The sequence below is a fragment of the Aminobacter anthyllidis genome, assembly GCF_018555685.1.
In the GTDB taxonomy this organism is placed as follows: domain Bacteria; phylum Pseudomonadota; class Alphaproteobacteria; order Rhizobiales; family Rhizobiaceae; genus Aminobacter; species Aminobacter anthyllidis.
In genome coordinates this window covers 429,898-448,090 of sequence record NZ_JAFLWW010000002.1, presented here as the reverse complement: position 1 = coordinate 448,090, position 18,193 = coordinate 429,898, and the positions used below count along the sequence as shown (strand labels likewise).

At 62.5% G+C, this 18,193-nt stretch carries 15 protein-coding genes and 1 tRNA gene; 5 read left to right on the top strand and 11 right to left on the bottom strand.

Going from position 1 to position 18,193, the window contains the following annotated elements:
• Positions 1–29 precede the first annotated feature (29 nt).
• The 7 genes from J1C56_RS07280 to J1C56_RS07250 all read right to left on the bottom strand — a co-directional run bounded on the left by J1C56_RS07280 (position 30) and on the right by J1C56_RS07250 (position 8,182).
• Complete coding sequence (locus tag J1C56_RS07280; RefSeq protein ID WP_214387439.1) at positions 30–1,151, bottom strand: branched-chain amino acid ABC transporter substrate-binding protein; 1,122 nt, start codon at positions 1,149–1,151, stop codon at positions 30–32.
• 140 nt (positions 1,152–1,291) lie between these two features.
• The gene (locus J1C56_RS07275; RefSeq protein ID WP_214387437.1) at positions 1,292–2,917 is read right to left on the bottom strand and encodes an AMP-binding protein; all 1,626 of its coding nucleotides are present in this window, start codon (positions 2,915–2,917) and stop codon (positions 1,292–1,294) included.
• A gap of 7 nt (positions 2,918–2,924) precedes the next feature.
• The gene (locus J1C56_RS07270; RefSeq protein ID WP_214387435.1) at positions 2,925–3,674 is read right to left on the bottom strand and encodes an enoyl-CoA hydratase/isomerase family protein; all 750 of its coding nucleotides are present in this window, start codon (positions 3,672–3,674) and stop codon (positions 2,925–2,927) included.
• A gap of 10 nt (positions 3,675–3,684) precedes the next feature.
• The gene (locus J1C56_RS07265) at positions 3,685–5,376 is read right to left on the bottom strand and encodes a methylmalonyl-CoA mutase family protein (RefSeq protein ID WP_214387433.1); all 1,692 of its coding nucleotides are present in this window, start codon (positions 5,374–5,376) and stop codon (positions 3,685–3,687) included.
• Positions 5,373–6,371: a methylmalonyl Co-A mutase-associated GTPase MeaB gene (meaB, locus tag J1C56_RS07260; RefSeq protein WP_214387431.1), complete on the bottom strand. Its 999-nt coding sequence runs from the start codon at positions 6,369–6,371 to the stop codon at positions 5,373–5,375. Before meaB ends, J1C56_RS07265 begins: the two co-directional genes overlap by 4 nt.
• A complete protein-coding gene (locus tag J1C56_RS07255) occupies positions 6,368–6,829 on the bottom strand; it encodes a cobalamin B12-binding domain-containing protein (RefSeq protein WP_214387429.1) in 462 nt (153 codons plus the stop codon). Before J1C56_RS07255 ends, meaB begins: the two co-directional genes overlap by 4 nt.
• 15 nt (positions 6,830–6,844) lie before the next feature.
• Complete coding sequence (locus J1C56_RS07250) at positions 6,845–8,182, bottom strand: aspartate aminotransferase family protein (protein WP_214387428.1); 1,338 nt, start codon at positions 8,180–8,182, stop codon at positions 6,845–6,847.
• 92 nt (positions 8,183–8,274) lie between these two features.
• Between J1C56_RS07250 and J1C56_RS07245 the strand changes: the two genes are divergently transcribed.
• Positions 8,275–9,132, top strand: a complete 858-nt coding sequence (locus J1C56_RS07245) for a LysR family transcriptional regulator (RefSeq protein WP_214387427.1) — start codon at positions 8,275–8,277, stop codon at positions 9,130–9,132.
• A gap of 102 nt (positions 9,133–9,234) precedes the next feature.
• Here the strand turns inward: J1C56_RS07245 and J1C56_RS07240 are convergent.
• A tRNA-Gln gene (locus tag J1C56_RS07240) sits at positions 9,235–9,309 on the bottom strand.
• A 206-nt stretch (positions 9,310–9,515) separates the two neighbouring features.
• On the bottom strand, positions 9,516–9,851 hold the full coding sequence (locus J1C56_RS07235) for a VOC family protein (RefSeq protein ID WP_214387426.1): 336 nt from the start codon (positions 9,849–9,851) through the stop codon (positions 9,516–9,518).
• Positions 9,852–10,057: 206 nt separating this feature from the next.
• Between J1C56_RS07235 and ppdK the strand changes: the two genes are divergently transcribed.
• Positions 10,058–12,724, top strand: a complete 2,667-nt coding sequence (ppdK, locus tag J1C56_RS07230) for a pyruvate, phosphate dikinase (RefSeq protein WP_214387424.1) — start codon at positions 10,058–10,060, stop codon at positions 12,722–12,724.
• 65 nt (positions 12,725–12,789) lie between these two features.
• Here ppdK and J1C56_RS07225 read toward each other — a convergent pair whose 3' ends face one another.
• Positions 12,790–13,800 carry a nucleotidyltransferase family protein gene (locus J1C56_RS07225; protein ID WP_214387422.1) on the bottom strand — a complete coding sequence of 337 codons (1,011 nt, stop codon included), beginning with the start codon at positions 13,798–13,800 and terminating at the stop codon, positions 12,790–12,792.
• Positions 13,801–13,973: 173 nt separating this feature from the next.
• Between J1C56_RS07225 and J1C56_RS07220 the strand changes: the two genes are divergently transcribed.
• Entirely contained in the window at positions 13,974–14,711 is a 738-nt protein-coding gene (locus J1C56_RS07220) for a polysaccharide deacetylase family protein (protein WP_214387420.1), read from the top strand.
• A gap of 18 nt (positions 14,712–14,729) precedes the next feature.
• On the opposite strand, the gene J1C56_RS32800 is transcribed toward J1C56_RS07220, so the two are convergent.
• Complete coding sequence (locus J1C56_RS32800; protein ID WP_246591205.1) at positions 14,730–15,428, bottom strand: hypothetical protein; 699 nt, start codon at positions 15,426–15,428, stop codon at positions 14,730–14,732.
• Between the two features lie 169 nt (positions 15,429–15,597).
• On the opposite strand from J1C56_RS32800, the gene J1C56_RS07210 reads away from it, so the two are divergent.
• Entirely contained in the window at positions 15,598–17,235 is a 1,638-nt protein-coding gene (locus J1C56_RS07210; protein ID WP_214387418.1) for a fatty-acid--CoA ligase, read from the top strand.
• Between the two features lie 139 nt (positions 17,236–17,374).
• Positions 17,375–18,193 carry a DUF1499 domain-containing protein gene (locus tag J1C56_RS07205; RefSeq protein WP_246591204.1) on the top strand — a complete coding sequence of 273 codons (819 nt, stop codon included), beginning with the start codon at positions 17,375–17,377 and terminating at the stop codon, positions 18,191–18,193.

The window sequence follows — 18,193 nt, the reverse complement described above, 5'->3', positions numbered from 1 at the left end:
CCGTGGGCCGGGCGTCGGCCGATCACATCTTACTGTTTTTGGGCATAGGTCGGCTGTCCGTCGTCGCCCTTCTTCCATTCGTAGATGACATAGTCCGGACGCGTGATGTCGCCCTTGGCGTCGTAGCCGATGTCGCCGATCGCCGTCGGCCATGGGCCGCTTGCCTTCATCGTGTCGGCGACCTTCTGGGCGTCGTCCGCCGAACCCGCTTTCGCAATGGCGGCGGCAACGATCTGAACAGCGGCATAGGAGTACAATGTGTAGGCTTCCGGCTCGAAGCCCTTGGCCCGGAAGTTCTCGACCAGATCCTTCGCCGCCGGGTTCTTGCGCGGGTCGGGCGAGAATGTGTTCAAGGTGCCAATCACGGCGTCGCCGGCGATCGAAGCGAGTTCATTTGACACCATGCCGTCGCTCGAGAAGAGAATGGCCTTCAGGCCCTGGTCGGCTGACTGCCGCATGATCAAGCCGGCCTCGGTGTGCAGGCCGCCGAAGTAGATAAGCGTAATGCCGGCCTCCTTCAGCTTGCCGATGAGGGCAGAGAAATCCTTGTCACCGATGTTGATGCCTTCGTACAGCACCTCGTTGATGCCATTGCCGTTCAGCACCTTTTTCGCAACGTCGACCAGCCCCTGGCCATAGGGGCTCTTGTCGTGGATGATGGCGATCTTGGTATCCTTGAAGTTCGCGGCAATGTAGTCGCCGGCGACCTGGCCTTGCTGGTCGTCCCGGCCGCAGGTGCGGAAGGTGTTCCACAGGCCGCGCTCGGTATATTGCGGATTGGTCGATGCAGGCGAGATCTCAAGGACGCCATTCTCGGCATAGACCTCGGATGCCGGGATCGATACGCCCGAGTTGAAGTGGCCGACGACATATTTGACGCCGTCAGCCACGAACTTGTTGGCGACCGAAATGCCTTGCTTCGGATCGGAAACGTCGTCCCCGACCTGGATCCTGATCTTCTGGCCAAGCACGCCGCCGGCCGCATTGATATCCGCGGCCGCCTGCTCGGCGCCTTTCTGGAACTGCGCGCCGAAGGCGGCGTTCGGGCCAGTGATCGGCCCGGCGACGCCGATCAGTATGTCGGCCCAGGCACTACCGCTGAACAAGCCCAGAGCGGCCAAGGCTATCGAATGCAAGAGCAGCTTCTTCATGAATTGGACTCCCATTAGCATGTGGGCTTTGGTTGTTGCTTCGTGCGTGCCCACCGGTCGCACCAAGTTTGGAGTTCCGCCTCTGCCGATGTCGGCGACACCGCATGTTCAGACTGCCTGGATGGCCCGGTATGCTCCGATCATCTCGGCCCCCGGTCGAAGGTGGCATCGCTCACGCCGCGCTGCCGCAGGCTGCTGCGGGCGACCTTCTCCGTAGGTGTTCTGGGAAGCGGCGCGTCGGTGATCTCGATGTAGCGCGGCACCATGTGGCGGGGCGCGAGAGCCACAAAGTGATCGATCAAATCGGTGGGCTCCAGCGCCGAACCGGGCCTGCGTTGCGCTACGACCATGATGTCTTCTTCCGTCAGCTCCGAGGGAACCCCGAAGGCTGCGCTTTCCAAGATGTCGGGGTGCTTCTCGGCGACAGTCTCCACCTCATAGGCGGAGATGTTCTCGCCGCGCCGCCGGATTGCCTCGTTGAGGCGATGCTTGAAATAGAGCCAGCCGTCTTCGTCGATGAAGCCGGCATCGCCGGAATGGTACCAGAGGTTTCTCAGCGTCTGGATGGTCTTTGCGTCGGCGCGGTAGTAGCCGGAGAACATGCTCCAGCTCTTTTTCGGCCGCGACACGATCTCGCCGACGCTTCCGGGCGGCAGAGGCCTGTCGGATTCGTTGACGATCGCCACTTCCCAGTCCGGATGCGGCCGGCCGCAGGAACCCGGTCGGGTTTCGCCGATAGTGTCCAGCGCCACGAAGCTGGTTTCAGTCTGTCCGTATCCCGTCACCAGCCGCATGCCGAAGCGGCGTTCGAATGCCTCCCTGTCGGGTACCATCGGAATGCACTGGCATATCCTGACGGAGTTGCTGTGGTCGTTCTCCGAGGGCGCAGCGCGCATGAGGATGACCGCCATGGCGCCGAGCAGATTTGTCGCGGTTGCGCCGCTGGCGCGCATCTGGTCCCAGAACCTTGACGCGCTGAAGCTCTCGACCAGCGTCGTTTTCGTGCCGTAGATCAAGGGCAGAAGAACACCGAACATCTGGGCGTCGGTGTGAAACAGCGGCAAGGCCGAGAAATAGCTGTCGTTGGCGGTGTAGCCCAGGTTGGAGGCCATCGCTGCCGCCCAGGAATAGCAGTGATGGTGGGACATCAGGGCGCCCTTGGCGGGACCTGTGGTGCCCGAGGTGTACAGGATCGCCATCGGATCGGAGTAGTGGACGTCGACAAGGTCGAAGCCCAGCTGCGGCGCCACGCATTCGTCGAAGCTGACGATGCGGCCGATCCTGATGCCCGCCGCCCGGGCTTCGGCCGGGTCCGTTCCGACTAGGATCAGGGTCCGCAGGCTGGGCAAATCGTCCTGAACTCTAGCGATTTCGGCCAGCGCATTGGCGTCGGCGACGAGCACTTCCGCCCCGCAATTGTTCAGGTTGTGGCAGAGCAGGTCGCCCTTCAGGCCGGGGTTGGTGGGTACCTCGATCGCCCCCAGACCGGATGTCGCGAACCAGAGCGCGACGAGCTCGAAGCAGTTGGGCAGCAGCATTGCAACGCGATCCGACCGGTTCACGCCCAACTGGCGCAGGCCGCGAGCCAGCTGGTTCGATACGAGCAGCATGTCCTCGAAGCTCGCGCTGCGCCCGCAGACGTCGATGAACGGCTTGCCGCCGAAGCGCTCGGCCTGCCGCAGCAGGATCCGCGGCAGCACCCGGTTCTCCAGATCGTCGTCGTTTTTGCCCGGAATGTAGGCGGGAGATGAGACGCGAAGTGTCATGGCGCGTTCAGAACCTTTTTGCCCGGGCCTGTGCCTCGGCGGACAGGAAGCCGCTGACGGTGGCTCTGGTCTCGAGCGCCATGGCGGCAGCGAGCGAGGAGTGGAAGCCTTCGTTGATGGCGTGCTTGATGTCGGCCACAGCGCCTTCGGGGCGTGCGGCAATCGCGAGTGCCAGCTTCCTTGCTTCGTCGAGCAGGGAGGCCTCGGGGAAGAGCTTCCATGCGATGCCGAACTCGACCGCCTTGGCAGCGTCGTGGCGTTCGCCGAGGATCATCAGTTCCTTGGCGACCTGCGGCCCGACCTGCTTGGTCAAAAGCGCGGTCACGCCGCCCGTGACGAAGAGGCCATAGCCGACCTCGGGGAAGAACCATCTGGTGTTGTCGGCAAACAGCCTGAAATCGCAGTTGACGACCCATTCGAGCGCGCCGCCGACGCACCAGCCATGCACGGCGGCAATGACGATCTTGCGCGACTGCATGATCTGCAGGGTGATCTCCTGGATGGACTCGACCCAGGCCTGCGTCGCCGCTTCCGAGGCGGTCTGTGCGTCGAGATCCCTAAGGTCGTCGCCGGAGCAGAAGGCGCGGCCTTCGCCATGCAGGATGATGACGCGGGTGGCCGCCCTCGCTTCGGCCGCCGCCAGCGCCTTTGAGAGTTCGTTGACGAGGTCGCCATTCATGGCGTTGAGCCGTTCCGGCCTGTTCAGCCTGATCCAGCTGATGGCGCCGTCGTCTGTCGAAATGACTGCTGATGTCATGATGGCTTCCTTATACGATCATCGGTTCGGCGTAGGAGCCCCAGACTTCTCTCAGCGCGCTGCAGATCTCGCCGAGCGTCGCTCGTGCCTTGACCAGCTCTATCGTCTTTGGCAGCAGGTTGATGTCGTCGGAGCGGGCCTGCGCGGCGAGCTCGGCCAGCAACTGCGTCACCAGCCCGTTATCCCTGCTAGCCCGCACCGCGTTCAGGCGGTCGATCTGCAACTGGGTGCACTGGTCGTCATAGGGATGGATGTGGACTTCGGCCGAGCCGCTGGTCTCGTCGACATAGCGGTTGACGCCGACCGAGACCTTCTCGCCGCTATCGATCTTCTTGAAGGTGGCGTATGCGGAGTCGGCCAGCTTCTGCTGGAACCAGCCTTCCTCGACGAGCTTGATGGCGCCGCCGCGCTCCTTCACCTCGTCCAGTACCTTCCATATCTCGTTTTCCATGTCCCGGGTCAGGCGCTCGACGAAGTAGGAACCGCCAAGAGGATCGATCACCGACGTCACGTTGATTTCGTCGCGGATGATCTGCTGGGTGCGGATCGCCAGCTTCATCGCCTCTTCGGTCGGAATGGCGAAGGCCTCGTCGAGGCCGTTGGTGTGCATGCTCTGGCAGCCGCCGAGTACAGCCCCGAGCGCCTGGATGGCCGTGCGCATCAGGTTGTTGTGATGTTCCACCTTGGTCAGGCTCATCGCTGCCGTCTGCACATGCACGCGCAGGCGCATCGATTCCGGCTTCCTGGCGTGGAACTGCTCGGACATGATCTTGGCGTAGACGCGCCGGGCTGCCCTGAACTTGCAGATTTGTTCGAAGAAATCCTGGTGGCTGATGAAGAAGAACGACAGCCTTGGCGCGAAATCGTCGATGTCCATGCCGGCGGCGATGACCTCCTCGCAATAGGCGATGGTGAAGGCCATGATGAACGCGATCTCCTGAAGCGCGTTGCCGCCGACGTCGGAGAGGTGGTAGCCGCTGAGACTGATCGGATTGAGCTTCGGCGTCGTCTTGGCGCTGTGCATGATCAGGTCGCGCAGCAGCCTGACGGCGGGCCGCACCGGGTAGATCCACTCCTTCTGGGCGACATATTCCTTCAGCGGATCGGCCTGCAGCGTGCCGGTCAGCTTGTGCAGGTCGTAGCCGCGCTTTTCGGCGACCGCGACGAACATCGCATAGATCACCCAGGCCGACGGGTTGATGGTCAGGGAGACCGAGATATTCTCAAGGTCTATGCCGTCGAACAGGCGGTCGACGTCGTCGACGGTATCGATCGCCACGCCGACGCGACCGACTTCGCCGAAAGCCATCGGATCGTCGGAATCCAGGCCGAGCAACGTCGGCAGGTCGAAGTCCGTCGACAGCCCGGTCTGGCCGGTCTGAATCATGTATTTGTAGCGCTGGTTGGTGGCTTCGGGATTGCCGAAACCGGCGACCTGCCGGATGGTCCAAGGACGCCCGCGGTACATCGTCGGATAGGCACCCCGGGTGAAAGGGAACGCGCCCGGAAATCCCAGATCGCTGGCCGGGATGCCCGCGACGTCGGCTGCCGTGTAGATGCGCTTCAACGGAATGCCGCATTCCGTTTCGTAGACCGGCTTCTCCTCGGGCCTGCTTTGCAACGCGGACGCGAGTTCGTTTTCTTCCCACTCGGCCTGCTTTTCCCTGATGTCCTCGATCGCCTCGGTTGAGAACAGGTTCATGCCAGCACCTCATTGTCCCAGCCCAGCAGCAGGCAGGCGGCCACGGACGGATCCATGGTCCGGCTCACAACGGCCTGAACATGGGTGTCGAGTTCCGCGACGTCGCGTTTGAACTTGTCCTGAAGCAGCTGCCTGGCGGTGCCGAATATCCTTGTCCGGCCAATGCTGCGCTCACGGTCGTGCAACTCGCCACTGTCCCTGAGATGGTCCCAATGCCGGCAGATGGCGTCCTTCAGCTCGCTGACCCGTTCGCCCGAAACCGAACTGACCGGGAGAACCGGCGTTTGCCAGTCCGAGCCTGGCCTGCCTGGTCCGAGGGTCATCATGCCGCGAAGCGCTGCGACCGTTGCCGGTGCGTCGGACCTGTCGCACTTGCTGACGGCGTGGATGTCGGCGATTTCGAGGATGCCGGCCTTGATCGCCTGGATGTCATCGCCAAGCCCGGGCGCGGACAGCACCACGATGGTGTGGGCGGCGGTCACGACTTCCACTTCGTCCTGCCCGACGCCAACCGTCTCGATGATGATCGGCGAGTATCCCGCCGCATCGAGAACATCGACCGCCTGCAGCGTAGCACGGGCCAGGCCGCCGAGATGTCCGCGTGTCGCCATGCTGCGGACGAAGGCCTGGCAGGACTGGGCTGCGTCGCTCATTCGCACCCGGTCGCCGAGGATCGCGCCTCCGGAAAACGGGCTGCTCGGATCGACGGCAACCACACCGACCTTGTGGCCGTCGGAGGCGAAGGCCTTGATGAGGGCGGCGACGAGCGTCGACTTGCCTGCACCGGGCACGCCGGTGATGCCGACGACATGCGCCTTTCCGGTGTGCCTGTAGATTTCCGCCAAGGCTTCCGATGCTTCGGCATAGCCGGATTCGGCCCGGGAGATCATCCGGGCAACGGCCAGGACGCTGCCTGAAAGCACGTCGGGAACCAACTCGGCCGAGGGCACATAGGCTGCTCGCCTGGCCGGCCTGGAGGGAGCGAACGCAGTCATATGCGGCCACGTTCCGCAATCAGGTTCCTGATCGTCGTGACGATCAGGTCGCTCCTTGCTTCCTGTGGGACGATGGCGTCGACGCCGCTGTCCGACAGGGCGGCATAGTCGTGCTCGGGAATGACGCCGCCGGCGACGACGAAAATGTGCTCGGCCTTCTTTTCCCGAAGACAACGTCCCAGTTCCTGGAACAACGGCAGGTGCGAGCCCGACAGCAGGCTGACCCCGATGACGTCGACGTCTTCCTGGACCGCTGCACTGACGACGTCGTTCGGAGACTTGTAGAGCCCGGTGTAGACGACTTCCATGCCGGCATCGCGCAGGATGCGGGCCACGACCTTGGCTCCCCTGTCATGGCCGTCGAGGCCGAGCTTGGCGACAAGCACCCGGATAGGCGAATTCACGTCAATCCTGGCCCTGGCGCCGTCGCCCTGGCTGTTGCTGCTGCTATCGGTCATTTGGTTGAGTGCCTTTCACTCTGCAGCAATGCTGGAACCGCCCGCGTTCCCGGTCAGCCCGGCTGCGATCGAGTCCGAGATGATGCTCAGGCCGAGATCGAGTTCGGCCTCTGAAATCGTCAGAGGCGGGGCGATACGGAACACGCCGCCCATGCCGGGAAGCTTGACGATGTTCATGCTCAGGCCGCGACGGAACGCCTCCGCAGCGATCCTGGCGCCAAGCTCATGGTCGGGATCCTTGTCCTTGCCGTTCTTGACGATCTCGACCCCGAGCATGAGGCCGCGGCCGCGCACATCGCCGACGCACCCGTATCGTTGCTTGAGCAGCGACAGGCCCTCGAAAAGCCTGGTGCCCAGATCCCTGGCACGTTCGACGAGCTGTTCGTCCTCCACCACGTCGAGCACCGCCAGGCCCACTGCCGCTGGCAACGGGTCCGACACATGGGTGGTGTAGAACAGGAAACCCTTGGCGTGAGCCGCCTCTTCGATTTTCGCGGTCGTCATGACCGCCGAGAGCGGCAGGCCGGCGCCGATGGTCTTGGACAGTGTCAGGATGTCAGGGGTGACGCCGTCGCGCTGGAAAGCAAACATGGTCCCGGTCCGGCCGATGCCGGTCTGCGCCTCGTCGACGATGAGCAGCATGCCGCGTTCGTGGCATTTCTGCTTGAGCGCGGCGAGATAGCCTTGAGGCAGTTCCAGCATGCCGCCGCTGGACAGGATCGGTTCCGCGATGAAGGCCGCCAGGCTTCCCGTCGACTGGCTGTCCACGAGGTTGAACGCGTCGTCCAGCTCGGTACGCCAGTCCAAGGTGCCATCGGCATGCTTGAAGCGCGGACGGAAGCTGTTCGGTGCGGGTATGGCAAGCGATCCCACGGATGCGGGCCCATATCCCTTGCGGCCGGCGCTGTAGGTCGCCGAAGCTGCGGCACCTGTCATGCCATGCCAGCTCTTGGAGAAGGCGACGATTTCGTGCTTGCCGGTGACCAGCTTGGCCATGCGGATCGCTGCTTCATTTGATTCAGCGCCGGTTGACAGCAGCAGGGACCGGTCGAGGCCGGGTGCCAGTGCCGCAAGGCGCTCAGCAAGCTGGACGACCGGGCGGGACAGCATGCCGCTGAAGAGATGCGCGACCTGTTCGACCTGGCGGCTGACGGTCGACACGATCCTGGGATGGGCATGGCCGAGCAGGGCGCTCATCTGGCCGGAGGTGAAGTCGAGGATCGGCCTGTCGTCGGCGTCATAGACGAAAGAGCCGGCGGCGCGCTCGATGATCGCCGGCTCGAAGGTGCCGCCATATCGAATGAGATGGCTGTTCGCCGCAGCCCAAAAATCACGATCCAGGTTTTTCGACATTTCGCAGCCCTCAATGGTCAGCAAAACGATAGGGGCTGGCCGGGATGCAGTAAAATTGATAATGCTTTGATCCAGATATCAGGAAAATTGATATGCAGACGTCGCTGGATCTAAGGCTGATGGCCACGTTCGTTCGGGCCGCCCAACTGGGGACGCTGAGCGCGACCGCCGTGCAGGTGGGCCGGACGCAATCGGCTGTGACCATGCAGATACAGCGGCTCGAGGACGTGCTCGGCCAGAGCCTGTTTCATCGCAGCGGCAGCGGGGTCAGCCTGACCGCGAGCGGGGCGCGATTCCTGGCTTATGCCGAGCGCATCCTCAAGCTGCACGACGAGGCTGTGTCGGCGCTCTCGGACAAGGGCTTGCACGGTTCGATCATATTCGGCAGCCCCGAAGACTATCTGATCGCCTTCTTTCCCACGATCCTGAAAACCTTCGGCAGCCTTTATCCCGATGTCGAGATCAAGGTCGTCTCGGCGCCGACCGTCGAGCTTCGCGGCCTGCTGAATTCGCGGCAAGTCGACCTGGCGCTGGTCTCGACTCCCAATGCGACCGATTCCGCCGATGTCGTGCGGCCGGAACCGCTGGTCTGGGTAGGCAGCAAGCCGACGCTTGAACTGCACGATTTCGGCGAGACAATTCCGATGGCATTGCCGGCCTCAAATGCGATGGACCACAGGGCCGCCTGCGACGCCATGGCTCGTGCGGGGCTGCGCTACAAGATTTCATATGCGAGCAACAGCCTTGCTGGACTGATCGCCGTCGCGCGGTCCGGGATGGCGATCAGCGTCATGACCAAGGAAGCGGTCCCGTCCGACCTCTACATCCTCAATGCGCCACTGCCGCAGCTGTCGACCCTTGGCATCCTGATCGCATACGCCGATGCCGAACGGTCGCCCGCGGTCGAGGCATTTGCCGAGCATGTCCGACGGGTTCTGCCGACTCTTTGAAAGATCGTTCTGTATGTGTCTCGGCGGGGGCGACCGTGATAGCCCATGGCGCCGGCCAGCAAGAACTTGAGTTGAGATGGCTACGAGCGACCTGCGGGTATTTGGCTGGGGCGCCAGGATTCGAACCTGGGAATGTCGGTACCAAAAACCGATGCCTTACCACTTGGCGACGCCCCAACAAGCCGCAGGCTGCAATTATCAAGCCGCAGGCGAGTCAATCGACAGCCTTATATGCAGCGCGCGGCAAAAGCACAATCGCGCCGTTGCCGCTTTCCTCATCATCTTGGGGCATGTCGCATCGGATCCGAGTTACCAAACGCGCGGGCTGATAGCGCTGAACCTCTGCAACTCGGCGCCGATTTGAAGGCGGAGGCTTGAGACGATCATTCGCCCCAGACGGCGAGTTCGTTTCCAGCCGGATCGACGAAGTGGAAGCGTCGCCCGCCCGGGAAAGAGAAGATCGGCTTGACGATGGTGCCGCCGGCTTCCTGGACCGCGGCAAGGCTGTCTTCCAATGCTTCGGAGTAGAGAATCGGCAGCGGCTTGGCCGGCACTTCTGCCTGGAAACCGCCGTCGAGCCCTTCCGCGAAGGCGGAATAATCAGGACCATAGTCGGTGAAGGTCCAGCCGAAGGCCGCACTGTAGAAGGACTTCACTTGGTCGAGCGTGCCGCCGACAGCGGCCAATTCGATATAGTCGAGCTTGCCAGTCTTGCGCATGGTCGTCTCCAAAATTTGTTCTTGGTATGTTCTATACGACGCGACTGGTGGCTGCAAGGGTGTCGGGGCACCACTTCATTAATCGATTGTAGGGCATGCCGTGGCGGAACTGTGCCTTGCCTTTCGCAGCGCAGCATCCTATCGCTCGGCCCAGAAGCGGGCGGAGGCCACCGTCTCGTTCCACACTCAGTCGGCGAGGAGAAGGCATGACCAAGTGGGTCTACAGGTTTGGCGACGGTGCAGCTGAGGGGCGCGCGAGCGACCGCGACCTGCTCGGTGGCAAGGGGGCGAATCTCGCCGAGATGTGCAGCCTCGGCCTGCCGGTACCGCCCGGTTTCACCATCACAACCGCGGCCTGCAACTGGTTTTATGCCAATGGCCGGAGCTATCCCGAGACACTTGAAGCCGATGTCCGCTCGGCCCTCGACCATATCGGTGCGATCACCGGCCGCCGCTTCGGCGATCCCGAAAACCTGCTGTTGGTCTCGGTGCGCTCGGGCGCCCGGGCCTCGATGCCGGGCATGATGGACACCGTGCTCAATCTCGGCCTCAACGACGTCACCGTCGAGGCGCTGGCGGTGGATGCGGGCGATGCGCGCTTTGCCTATGACAGCTATCGCCGCTTCATCACCATGTATTCCGACGTGGTGCTCGGCCTCGACCACGAAGTCTTCGAGGAACTGCTCGAGGAGGAAAAGGCGCGCCTCGGCTACGAACTCGACACCGAGTTCACCGCGCCGCAGTGGCAGGATGTCATCAAGCTCTACAAGGCCAAGGTCGAGGAAGAGCTTGGCCGCGCCTTCCCGCAGGATCCGCACGAGCAGCTGTGGGGCGCCATCGGTGCCGTGTTCCAGAGCTGGATGAACCATCGCGCCATCACCTATCGCCGCCTCCACGACATTCCTGAAAGCTGGGGCACTGCGGTCAATATCCAGGCCATGGTGTTCGGTAACATGGGCGAGACCTCGGCGACGGGCGTCGCCTTCACGCGCAACCCGTCGACCGGCGAAAAGATGCTCTATGGCGAGTTCCTGGTGAACGCGCAGGGTGAAGACGTGGTGGCCGGCATTCGCACGCCGCAGAATATCACCGAAGGCGCGCGCATCGCCGCCGGCTCCGACAAGCCCTCGCTGCAGAAGCTGATGCCTGAGGCGTTCAACACGTTCGTTGCGATCTCCAATCGCCTCGAAAAGCACTACCGCGACATGCAGGATCTTGAATTCACCATCGAGCGCGGCAAGCTGTGGATGCTGCAGACCCGTTCGGGCAAGCGGACCGCCAAGGCAGCCCTCAAGATCGCCGCCGAGATGGCGGGCGAAGGACTGATCACCACTGACGAGGCGATCTGCCGGATCGACCCTTCGGCGCTCGACCAGTTGCTACACCCGACCATCGATCCGAAGGCGCAGCGCGAGGTCATCGCTGTTGGCCTGCCGGCGTCGCCGGGTGCCGCCACCGGCGAGATCGTGTTCTCCTCCGACGAGGCCGAGGAGCTGAAGTCGGCCGGGCGCAAGGTCATCCTGGTGCGCATCGAGACCAGTCCCGAAGACATCCACGGCATGCATGCCTCCGAAGGCATCCTGACGACGCGCGGCGGCATGACCAGCCACGCGGCGGTGGTTGCCCGCGGCATGGGCAAGCCATGCGTTTCGGGCGCGGGCTCGCTGCGCGTCGACTATCGCGCAGGCACGCTGATCACCATGGGCCACACCTTCCGCAAGGGCGACATCATCACCATCGACGGCTCCAACGGCCAGGTGCTGAAGGGCTCGGTGCCGATGCTGCAGCCGGAACTATCAGGCGATTTTGCCGCGATCATGGAATGGGCCGATGTGGCGCGCCGCATGAAGGTGCGCACCAATGCCGAGACGCCGGCGGATGCGCGCATGGCGCGTTCCTTCGGTGCTGAAGGCATCGGCCTGTGCCGCACTGAACATATGTTCTTCGACGGTGATCGCATCGTTGCCATGCGCGAGATGATCATCGCGGATACCGAAAAGGACAGGCGCGTAGCCCTTGCCAAGCTGTTGCCGATGCAGCGTTCGGACTTCATCGAGCTGTTCGAGATCATGGCCGGCCTGCCGGTGACGATCCGTCTGCTCGATCCGCCACTGCACGAGTTCCTGCCCAAGACCGAGGAAGAGATTGCCGAAGTCGCGGCTGCGATGAATGTGTCGGCCGACAAGCTCCGGCAGCGCACGGAAGCGTTGCACGAGTTCAACCCGATGCTCGGCCATCGTGGCTGCCGTCTCGCCGTTTCTTATCCAGAGATCGCCGAGATGCAGGCGCGCGCCATCTTCGAGGCTGCGGTCGAGGCTGGCAAGAAGACCGGCAGTCCTGTCGTACCCGAGATCATGGTGCCGCTGGTTGGCTTGATGAAGGAACTCGACTTCGTCAAGGCGCGCATCGATGCCGTCGCCCAGAGCGTGATGCAGGAGCAAGACACCAAGATCGACTATCTGACCGGTACGATGATTGAGCTGCCACGCGCCGCGATCCGGGCTCATGTCATCGCCGAGGCGGCCGAATTCTTCTCGTTCGGCACCAACGACCTGACCCAGACGACCTTCGGCATCTCGCGCGACGATGCGGCGTCGTTCCTGGAAACCTACCGCCAGAAGGGCATCATCGAGCAGGACCCGTTCGTTTCGCTCGACATCGACGGTGTCGGCGAACTGGTACGCATGGCGGCCGAAAAGGGCCGGGCGACGCGGCCCGAGATCAAGCTCGGCATCTGCGGCGAACATGGCGGCGACCCGGCATCGATCCACTTCTGCGAAAGCGTCGGGCTCGACTATGTGTCCTGCTCGCCATTCCGTGTGCCGATCGCACGGCTGGCGGCAGCGCAGGCCGCGGTGAAGGCGAAGCAGTAGGACGAAGGGTTACAAGTAGCTGGATCGGTTATGCCCATTTCGCAGTTTGGGTATAACCGACCGTATCAGATGATTTCGCCAAACAGGCGGCCGATTCCCGGCCGCTGCTTTAACGATGCGTTGATGGCTTCGCGCCACTTCGTGCCGTTAGCCAGTGCGGTTTCATAAGCGATTGCCAGTTCCTGAGGGCGGTCTTCAACCAGGACCTGGATCAGCGTCTCGGCTTGAGCCAGGTCTTTTGCAACTTTGGCCAAGCCCGGTCCGGTTCTCCTTTGGGCGACAATCAGCTTGTGCACGGCATAGCGTTCAGGTTTCGGTATCTGAACCAGCACTCCACTCCGATATAGCGCCACAGCAGGTATCGGCTCTGCGATCAGGAAATTCAGGAACGGAAGCGTCTGTGCGTATACGTTCAGCGGCTCAAGCCTGACGATTTCGCTTTTGCTCTGCATGCGAGGAGCAAGGAAGTCGACTATCGCTCCGCCGCCTTTCATCCGCCATCGCGTGGACCTCCCTTTCGGGTCAAGTCCTGGTGCTGGTTCCAATGATAGGGATTTGAACGTTTCGGCCAGCGATGGATCGACCTGATCATCGATGGCCAATTTGAGGTTCTCGAACGCGGCAACATCGACATCCTGCGTCACAGCGAGTGTGCCAGAAAAGGCAAATCCCAGTTCGGCGCTATAAAGCCGGAATGCGTGTGTTCCAACCAGCGTTCCACCCAGCCGAAACACGCCAACTCTCGCCATGGCATTTAGGATGCTCCCTGTCTGGCGATCGACAGTGGGTAAGCCAGCTGCACGAAGTTGCGCTACCAGGAGCGCGCAATTCCGTTCGAAGCTCTTGTTGTCGTCAATGTCTTCCCTGATCAACGCTATGCGCTGGCGAAGGTCTTCACTATCTGGGCCAATGTAACGGTCGACGGGTTTTTCGCCAATTTTTTGCCGAGCGTACCAGTATTTGCCTTGCGGAAGCTCCTTGAGGAAGGGCGTGCCGCCGACTGCCGTCACATCGTGCATGCGATGCGCTTCCAGAAGGTCTTGATAGGAGGTGTGAGTCGAAAGTGGGAAACGCATGGTGATACCCTACGGTAATATTTCGCGTAGGGTACAAAAAATACCCTACGCAGGCAACTTGCGTAGGGTATTGCCTGGCAGCCGCCTCAGCCAAATAGGCGCCACGGCCATCATCGCGCCAAGATTCGGGCGCCAGTGGCCGCGGTCTCAGACTGCAATTCCCGGAAATTCGCATGCGCATACTCGGCAGGTTTTTGATTGGCGTCGGTCTCGCGGCGCTGGTGAGTTCTTCAGCATCGGCTGCACTTCTCGAACCCCAATTGCACCTCAGACCCTCCACCGAAGCGACCCCACGCGTGGCCGTGACGCTCGACGCATGCGGCGGCAAGACCGACGCACGCATCCTCTCGGCACTCGTCGACAACAAGATACCGGCGACCATCTTCGTTACCGGCAAATGGCTGAAGCGCAACGCAGAGGCGCTCGCGGTCATGAGAGCGCATCCGGACCTGTTCGAACTGGAAAATCACGGTGCCGAGCATGTCCCCGCGGTCGACACGCCGCGCAGAATCTACGGGCTGAAAAGCGCGGGCAGTACCGAGGCGGTGCAGGCCGAGGTCGTGGCCGGAGCGTTGGCGTTGACCGATCGCGGCGAGCCGGCGCCGAAATGGTTTCGCGGCGCCACCGCGCAATACAGTAAGTCGTCGATAGCGTTGATCCGCAGCCTTGGCTTCAGGATTGCCGGCTATTCGATCAATGGCGACGGCGGCTCGCTGCTCGGTGCGCGTGAGACCGAACGCCGCGTCTCCGCGGCCAAGGATGGTGACGTCATCATCGCCCACATCAACCAGCCCACCCACGCCGCAGGCGGCGGGCTCGTCAAAGGCTTGCTGGCGCTCAAGGCAAAGGGCTACGCCTTCGTGCGGCTGGACGATGTCGAGGATGACGGCACCGACGACACGACGAACTGACGCCGTCGCGTCGTGAATTCAGGCCGCGGCGCGGAAGGCCTCGACCACGCCGACATAGGCTTCGGCGAGTTTGGCCAAGGGGCTGTTGCTGCGGCTGGCCGATTCGACCTTCAGCTTGCCACCGGTCACGGGCAGTGAGAGCAGCAGGAACTGGCGCCTGGCGCCGTCACCAATAGATGCCGCGGCAACGTGCCTGTCCTCGCCGGCTTCATCGAGACGCATCTTGAAAAGCAGGATGCCTCCGACAGCCTCGAGCGCATCATCGACCATGTGGGCGAACTCGGACTCCGAGACGCTACCCGGAGCTATGGAGGGCGCCGCAATGGTCGCGGCCCCTGCGTCCTCGGTGGCCAGGTCTTCGGGGGCAAGCCCCAGGGGGGTGGCAACGTCCGCCGATGGTGTTTCCGTTTCGGCTGGAGTCTCGGTCGCGACCACGACCGCAGCAGCTTCCGTTTCCGGAAGCACGGCAGTTTCGTCGGACAGCTCTTGGGCGGAAAGCTCAATATCGGCGGTTGCTTGCAAAACCGGCTCGGATGCAGCCTCGACAACGGCTTCACCGACGTCAGAAACCTCAAGAGCGCCGTCGCCAGCCTTTTCGACTGTGATCGGATCTTGCTCAAGCGTTTCAGCGACGCTGTCCAACTGAGCCTCTGGCTCTTGCGACGACGCTTCATGCTGCGGCAGGGCTTCGTCCTCCGCGCGGGGATGCGTATCCATGTGATCCCTCACAATATCTTACCAATCCCGCCAGCCGGTAACAAAGGTTAACCGGGACCGTGGCCGCAATATGGCCGCTGGCGTTTTGCCGGCTTGGCTTACCTTTGGTCAGGCTGGACAATCCTCGTATTGCGCCCAAAATGGCTGGATACGATCTGGGAGGATCCACATGCTCGGACTGATGCAGGAGTGGCCGCTGCTATGCCACAAGATCATTGACCATGCAGCCCGGCAGCACCCGCATCGGGAGATCGTGTCGCGGTCGATCGAGGGGCCCATTGTCCGCACCAACTATGTCGAGCTGCGCACGCGGTCGCTGCAGGTAGCGCAGCGACTAGAGCGCGACGGCTACAAGTTCGGCGACCGGATCGCCACGCTGGCATGGAACTCGGCGCGGCACATGGAGGCCTGGTACGGCATCATGGGCATCGGCGCTGTCTACCATACGCTCAACCCGCGCCTGTTCCCTGAACAACTCGTCTGGATCATGAACCACGCGCAGGACCAGGCCCTGTTCGTAGACCTGACATTTTTGCCGCTGGTCGAGAAGATCGCGCCGCAAGTGCCCACGCTCAAACGCATCATCGTTTTGGCCGATGCCGCGCATTTGCCGCCGACAGCACTGCCGAATGTCGTCGCCTATGAGGAGTGGCTGGCGGAGGCCGACGGCGACTTTGCCTGGAAGTCGCTCGACGAACATGCGGCGGCCGGTATGTGCTACACCTCGGGCACGACGGGCGACCCCAAGGGCGTCGTCTACAGCCACCGCTCCAACGTGCTGCATGCGATGATCGCGGTAATGCCCGACGCCATGGGCATCTCAGTGCGCGATGTCGTCCTGCCTGTCGTGCCGATGTTCCACGCCAATGCCTGGGGGCTTGCGCAAAGCGTGCCGATGGTGGGCGCCAAGCTCGTCATGCCAGGCGGCAAGATGGACGGGGCTTCGATCTACGAGTTGCTTGATAGCGAACGCGTCACCTTCACCGCCGCCGTTCCGACCGTCTGGCTGATGCTGCTGCAGCACCTGGAGGAAACCGGCAAGAAGCTGCCGTATCTTAACAAGGTCGTGATCGGTGGATCAGCTTGTCCGCGGATGGTAACGGAGAAGTTCGAGCGCAACTATGGTGTCGAGGTCATTCACGCCTGGGGCATGACGGAGATGTCGCCTCTCGGCACCTTGTGCACGATCAAGCCGGAATACGATGACCTCGAAGGCAACGACCGGCTGAACATCCAGCAGAAGCAGGGTTATACGCCGTTCGGCGTCGAGATGAAGATCACCGATGACGACAACAAGGAACTGCCCTGGGATGGCAAGACCTTTGGCCGCCTCAAGGTGCGCGGCCCGGCGGTCTCGGGTTCGTATTTCGGCGGCGCCAGCGCCGAGCAGTTCGATACCGATGAGTGGTTCGACACCGGCGATGTCGCCCATATCGACGAACATGGCTACATGCAGATCACCGACCGTTCCAAGGACGTGATCAAGTCGGGCGGCGAGTGGATTTCCTCGATCGAGCTCGAAAACCTGGCGGTCGGACATCCCGATGTCCAGGAGGCTGCGGTGATCGGGGTCAAGCACTCGCGCTGGGAAGAGCGTCCGCTGATGGTGATCGTGCGCAAGCAGGGCAGGGAGCCGGAAAAATCCGAAATTCTGGCCTTCCTCAACGGCAAGGTCGCCAAGTGGTGGATGCCCGACGATGTCGCTTTCGTCGACGAAATCCCCCACACCGCGACCGGGAAAATCCTGAAGACGGCGCTGCGCGAGAAATTCAGGGATTACCGGCTGCCGACGGACACTGCCGCGTAAGCAAGTTCATGTGCGGGAAGGGGGCACAAGGCGCCTTTCCGCTTCAACCGGCGCAGGAAACCCTCTAGTTTGGCCTGGCAGCGACTTCCGCCGTGGGGACGGCGTGCTGCCATGTCTGCTGGGTGGGTAACGGGGTTTCATGGCTGAGTTCCAAACGAGATATCATGAACTGCGCACCACGCGTTCGGCAGGGCTGTCGCGAGGCATGGCATCGTTTTCGGCGGTTCTGCTGATCACCGCGGTTCTCGGCCATCGCCGTGGCCTGGTCGACACCACGGCCTTTTTCTGGGTGCTCGGCATTGTCGCGCTGCTCGCCGCTTTCGCGTTGCTGCTGTCCGGCTTTGCCTTTTCGCGGCTGTGGAAATTCGGCGATCGGGGCGGGCACGACCTGGCCTTCGGTGCCCTGCTGGGGTTGGCGGTGCTCGCGCCGTTCGGCTTCGTCGCCTATCAGATCGCCACCTTGCCCATGCTCCGCGACATCTCGACCGATGCCGACGATCCGCCGGCGCTGACGGCGGCGGTGTCGCTGCGAACGCCAGCGATGAACAGTCTTGAGTTGCCATCGGCAGGCGAACGCACCTTGCAGGCCCAGGCCTATCCGCTGGTTGCAAGCAGGCGCTATGACCTGTCGCTTGACCAGGTGCTGCAAAGTGTTTCGACCGTGCTCGGCCGTCAGGGTTGGGAGATTGTGGTGCCGCCGCCGGCCGCCGACAAGGCTGCGGGCGAAGTCGACATCGAAGCGGTGGCGCGGACCTTCATCCTCGCTTTGCCTTCAGATGTGGCCATCCGACTAGTGGATGACGGCGATTCGACGTTCGTCGACATGCGCTCGGCCTCGCGCTACGGCCGGCACGACCTTGGCGAAAACGCGGAACGCATCACAGGCTTCTTGGCCGAACTCGACCAGGAAATCGCTAACCAAGCCGGAACCGCCACGACGGCGACGCCGGAGCAGTAG

What these genes read in the sequence shown, in the direction of transcription:
- J1C56_RS07280 (WP_214387439.1), bottom strand. Translation starts at nt 1,151, where the DNA reads ATGAAGAAGCTGCTCTTGCATTCGATAGCCTTGGCCGCTCTGGGCTTG.
- J1C56_RS07275 (WP_214387437.1), bottom strand. Translation starts at nt 2,917, where the DNA reads ATGACACTTCGCGTCTCATCTCCCGCCTACATTCCGGGCAAAAACGAC.
- J1C56_RS07270 (WP_214387435.1), bottom strand. Translation starts at nt 3,674, where the DNA reads ATGACATCAGCAGTCATTTCGACAGACGACGGCGCCATCAGCTGGATC.
- J1C56_RS07265 (WP_214387433.1), bottom strand. Translation starts at nt 5,376, where the DNA reads ATGAACCTGTTCTCAACCGAGGCGATCGAGGACATCAGGGAAAAGCAG.
- meaB (WP_214387431.1), bottom strand. Translation starts at nt 6,371, where the DNA reads ATGACTGCGTTCGCTCCCTCCAGGCCGGCCAGGCGAGCAGCCTATGTG.
- J1C56_RS07255 (WP_214387429.1), bottom strand. Translation starts at nt 6,829, where the DNA reads ATGACCGATAGCAGCAGCAACAGCCAGGGCGACGGCGCCAGGGCCAGG.
- J1C56_RS07250 (WP_214387428.1), bottom strand. Translation starts at nt 8,182, where the DNA reads ATGTCGAAAAACCTGGATCGTGATTTTTGGGCTGCGGCGAACAGCCAT.
- J1C56_RS07245 (WP_214387427.1), top strand. Translation starts at nt 8,275, where the DNA reads ATGCAGACGTCGCTGGATCTAAGGCTGATGGCCACGTTCGTTCGGGCC.
- J1C56_RS07235 (WP_214387426.1), bottom strand. Translation starts at nt 9,851, where the DNA reads ATGCGCAAGACTGGCAAGCTCGACTATATCGAATTGGCCGCTGTCGGC.
- ppdK (WP_214387424.1), top strand. Translation starts at nt 10,058, where the DNA reads ATGACCAAGTGGGTCTACAGGTTTGGCGACGGTGCAGCTGAGGGGCGC.
- J1C56_RS07225 (WP_214387422.1), bottom strand. Translation starts at nt 13,800, where the DNA reads ATGCGTTTCCCACTTTCGACTCACACCTCCTATCAAGACCTTCTGGAA.
- J1C56_RS07220 (WP_214387420.1), top strand. Translation starts at nt 13,974, where the DNA reads ATGCGCATACTCGGCAGGTTTTTGATTGGCGTCGGTCTCGCGGCGCTG.
- J1C56_RS32800 (WP_246591205.1), bottom strand. Translation starts at nt 15,428, where the DNA reads ATGGATACGCATCCCCGCGCGGAGGACGAAGCCCTGCCGCAGCATGAA.
- J1C56_RS07210 (WP_214387418.1), top strand. Translation starts at nt 15,598, where the DNA reads ATGCTCGGACTGATGCAGGAGTGGCCGCTGCTATGCCACAAGATCATT.
- J1C56_RS07205 (WP_246591204.1), top strand. Translation starts at nt 17,375, where the DNA reads ATGGCTGAGTTCCAAACGAGATATCATGAACTGCGCACCACGCGTTCG.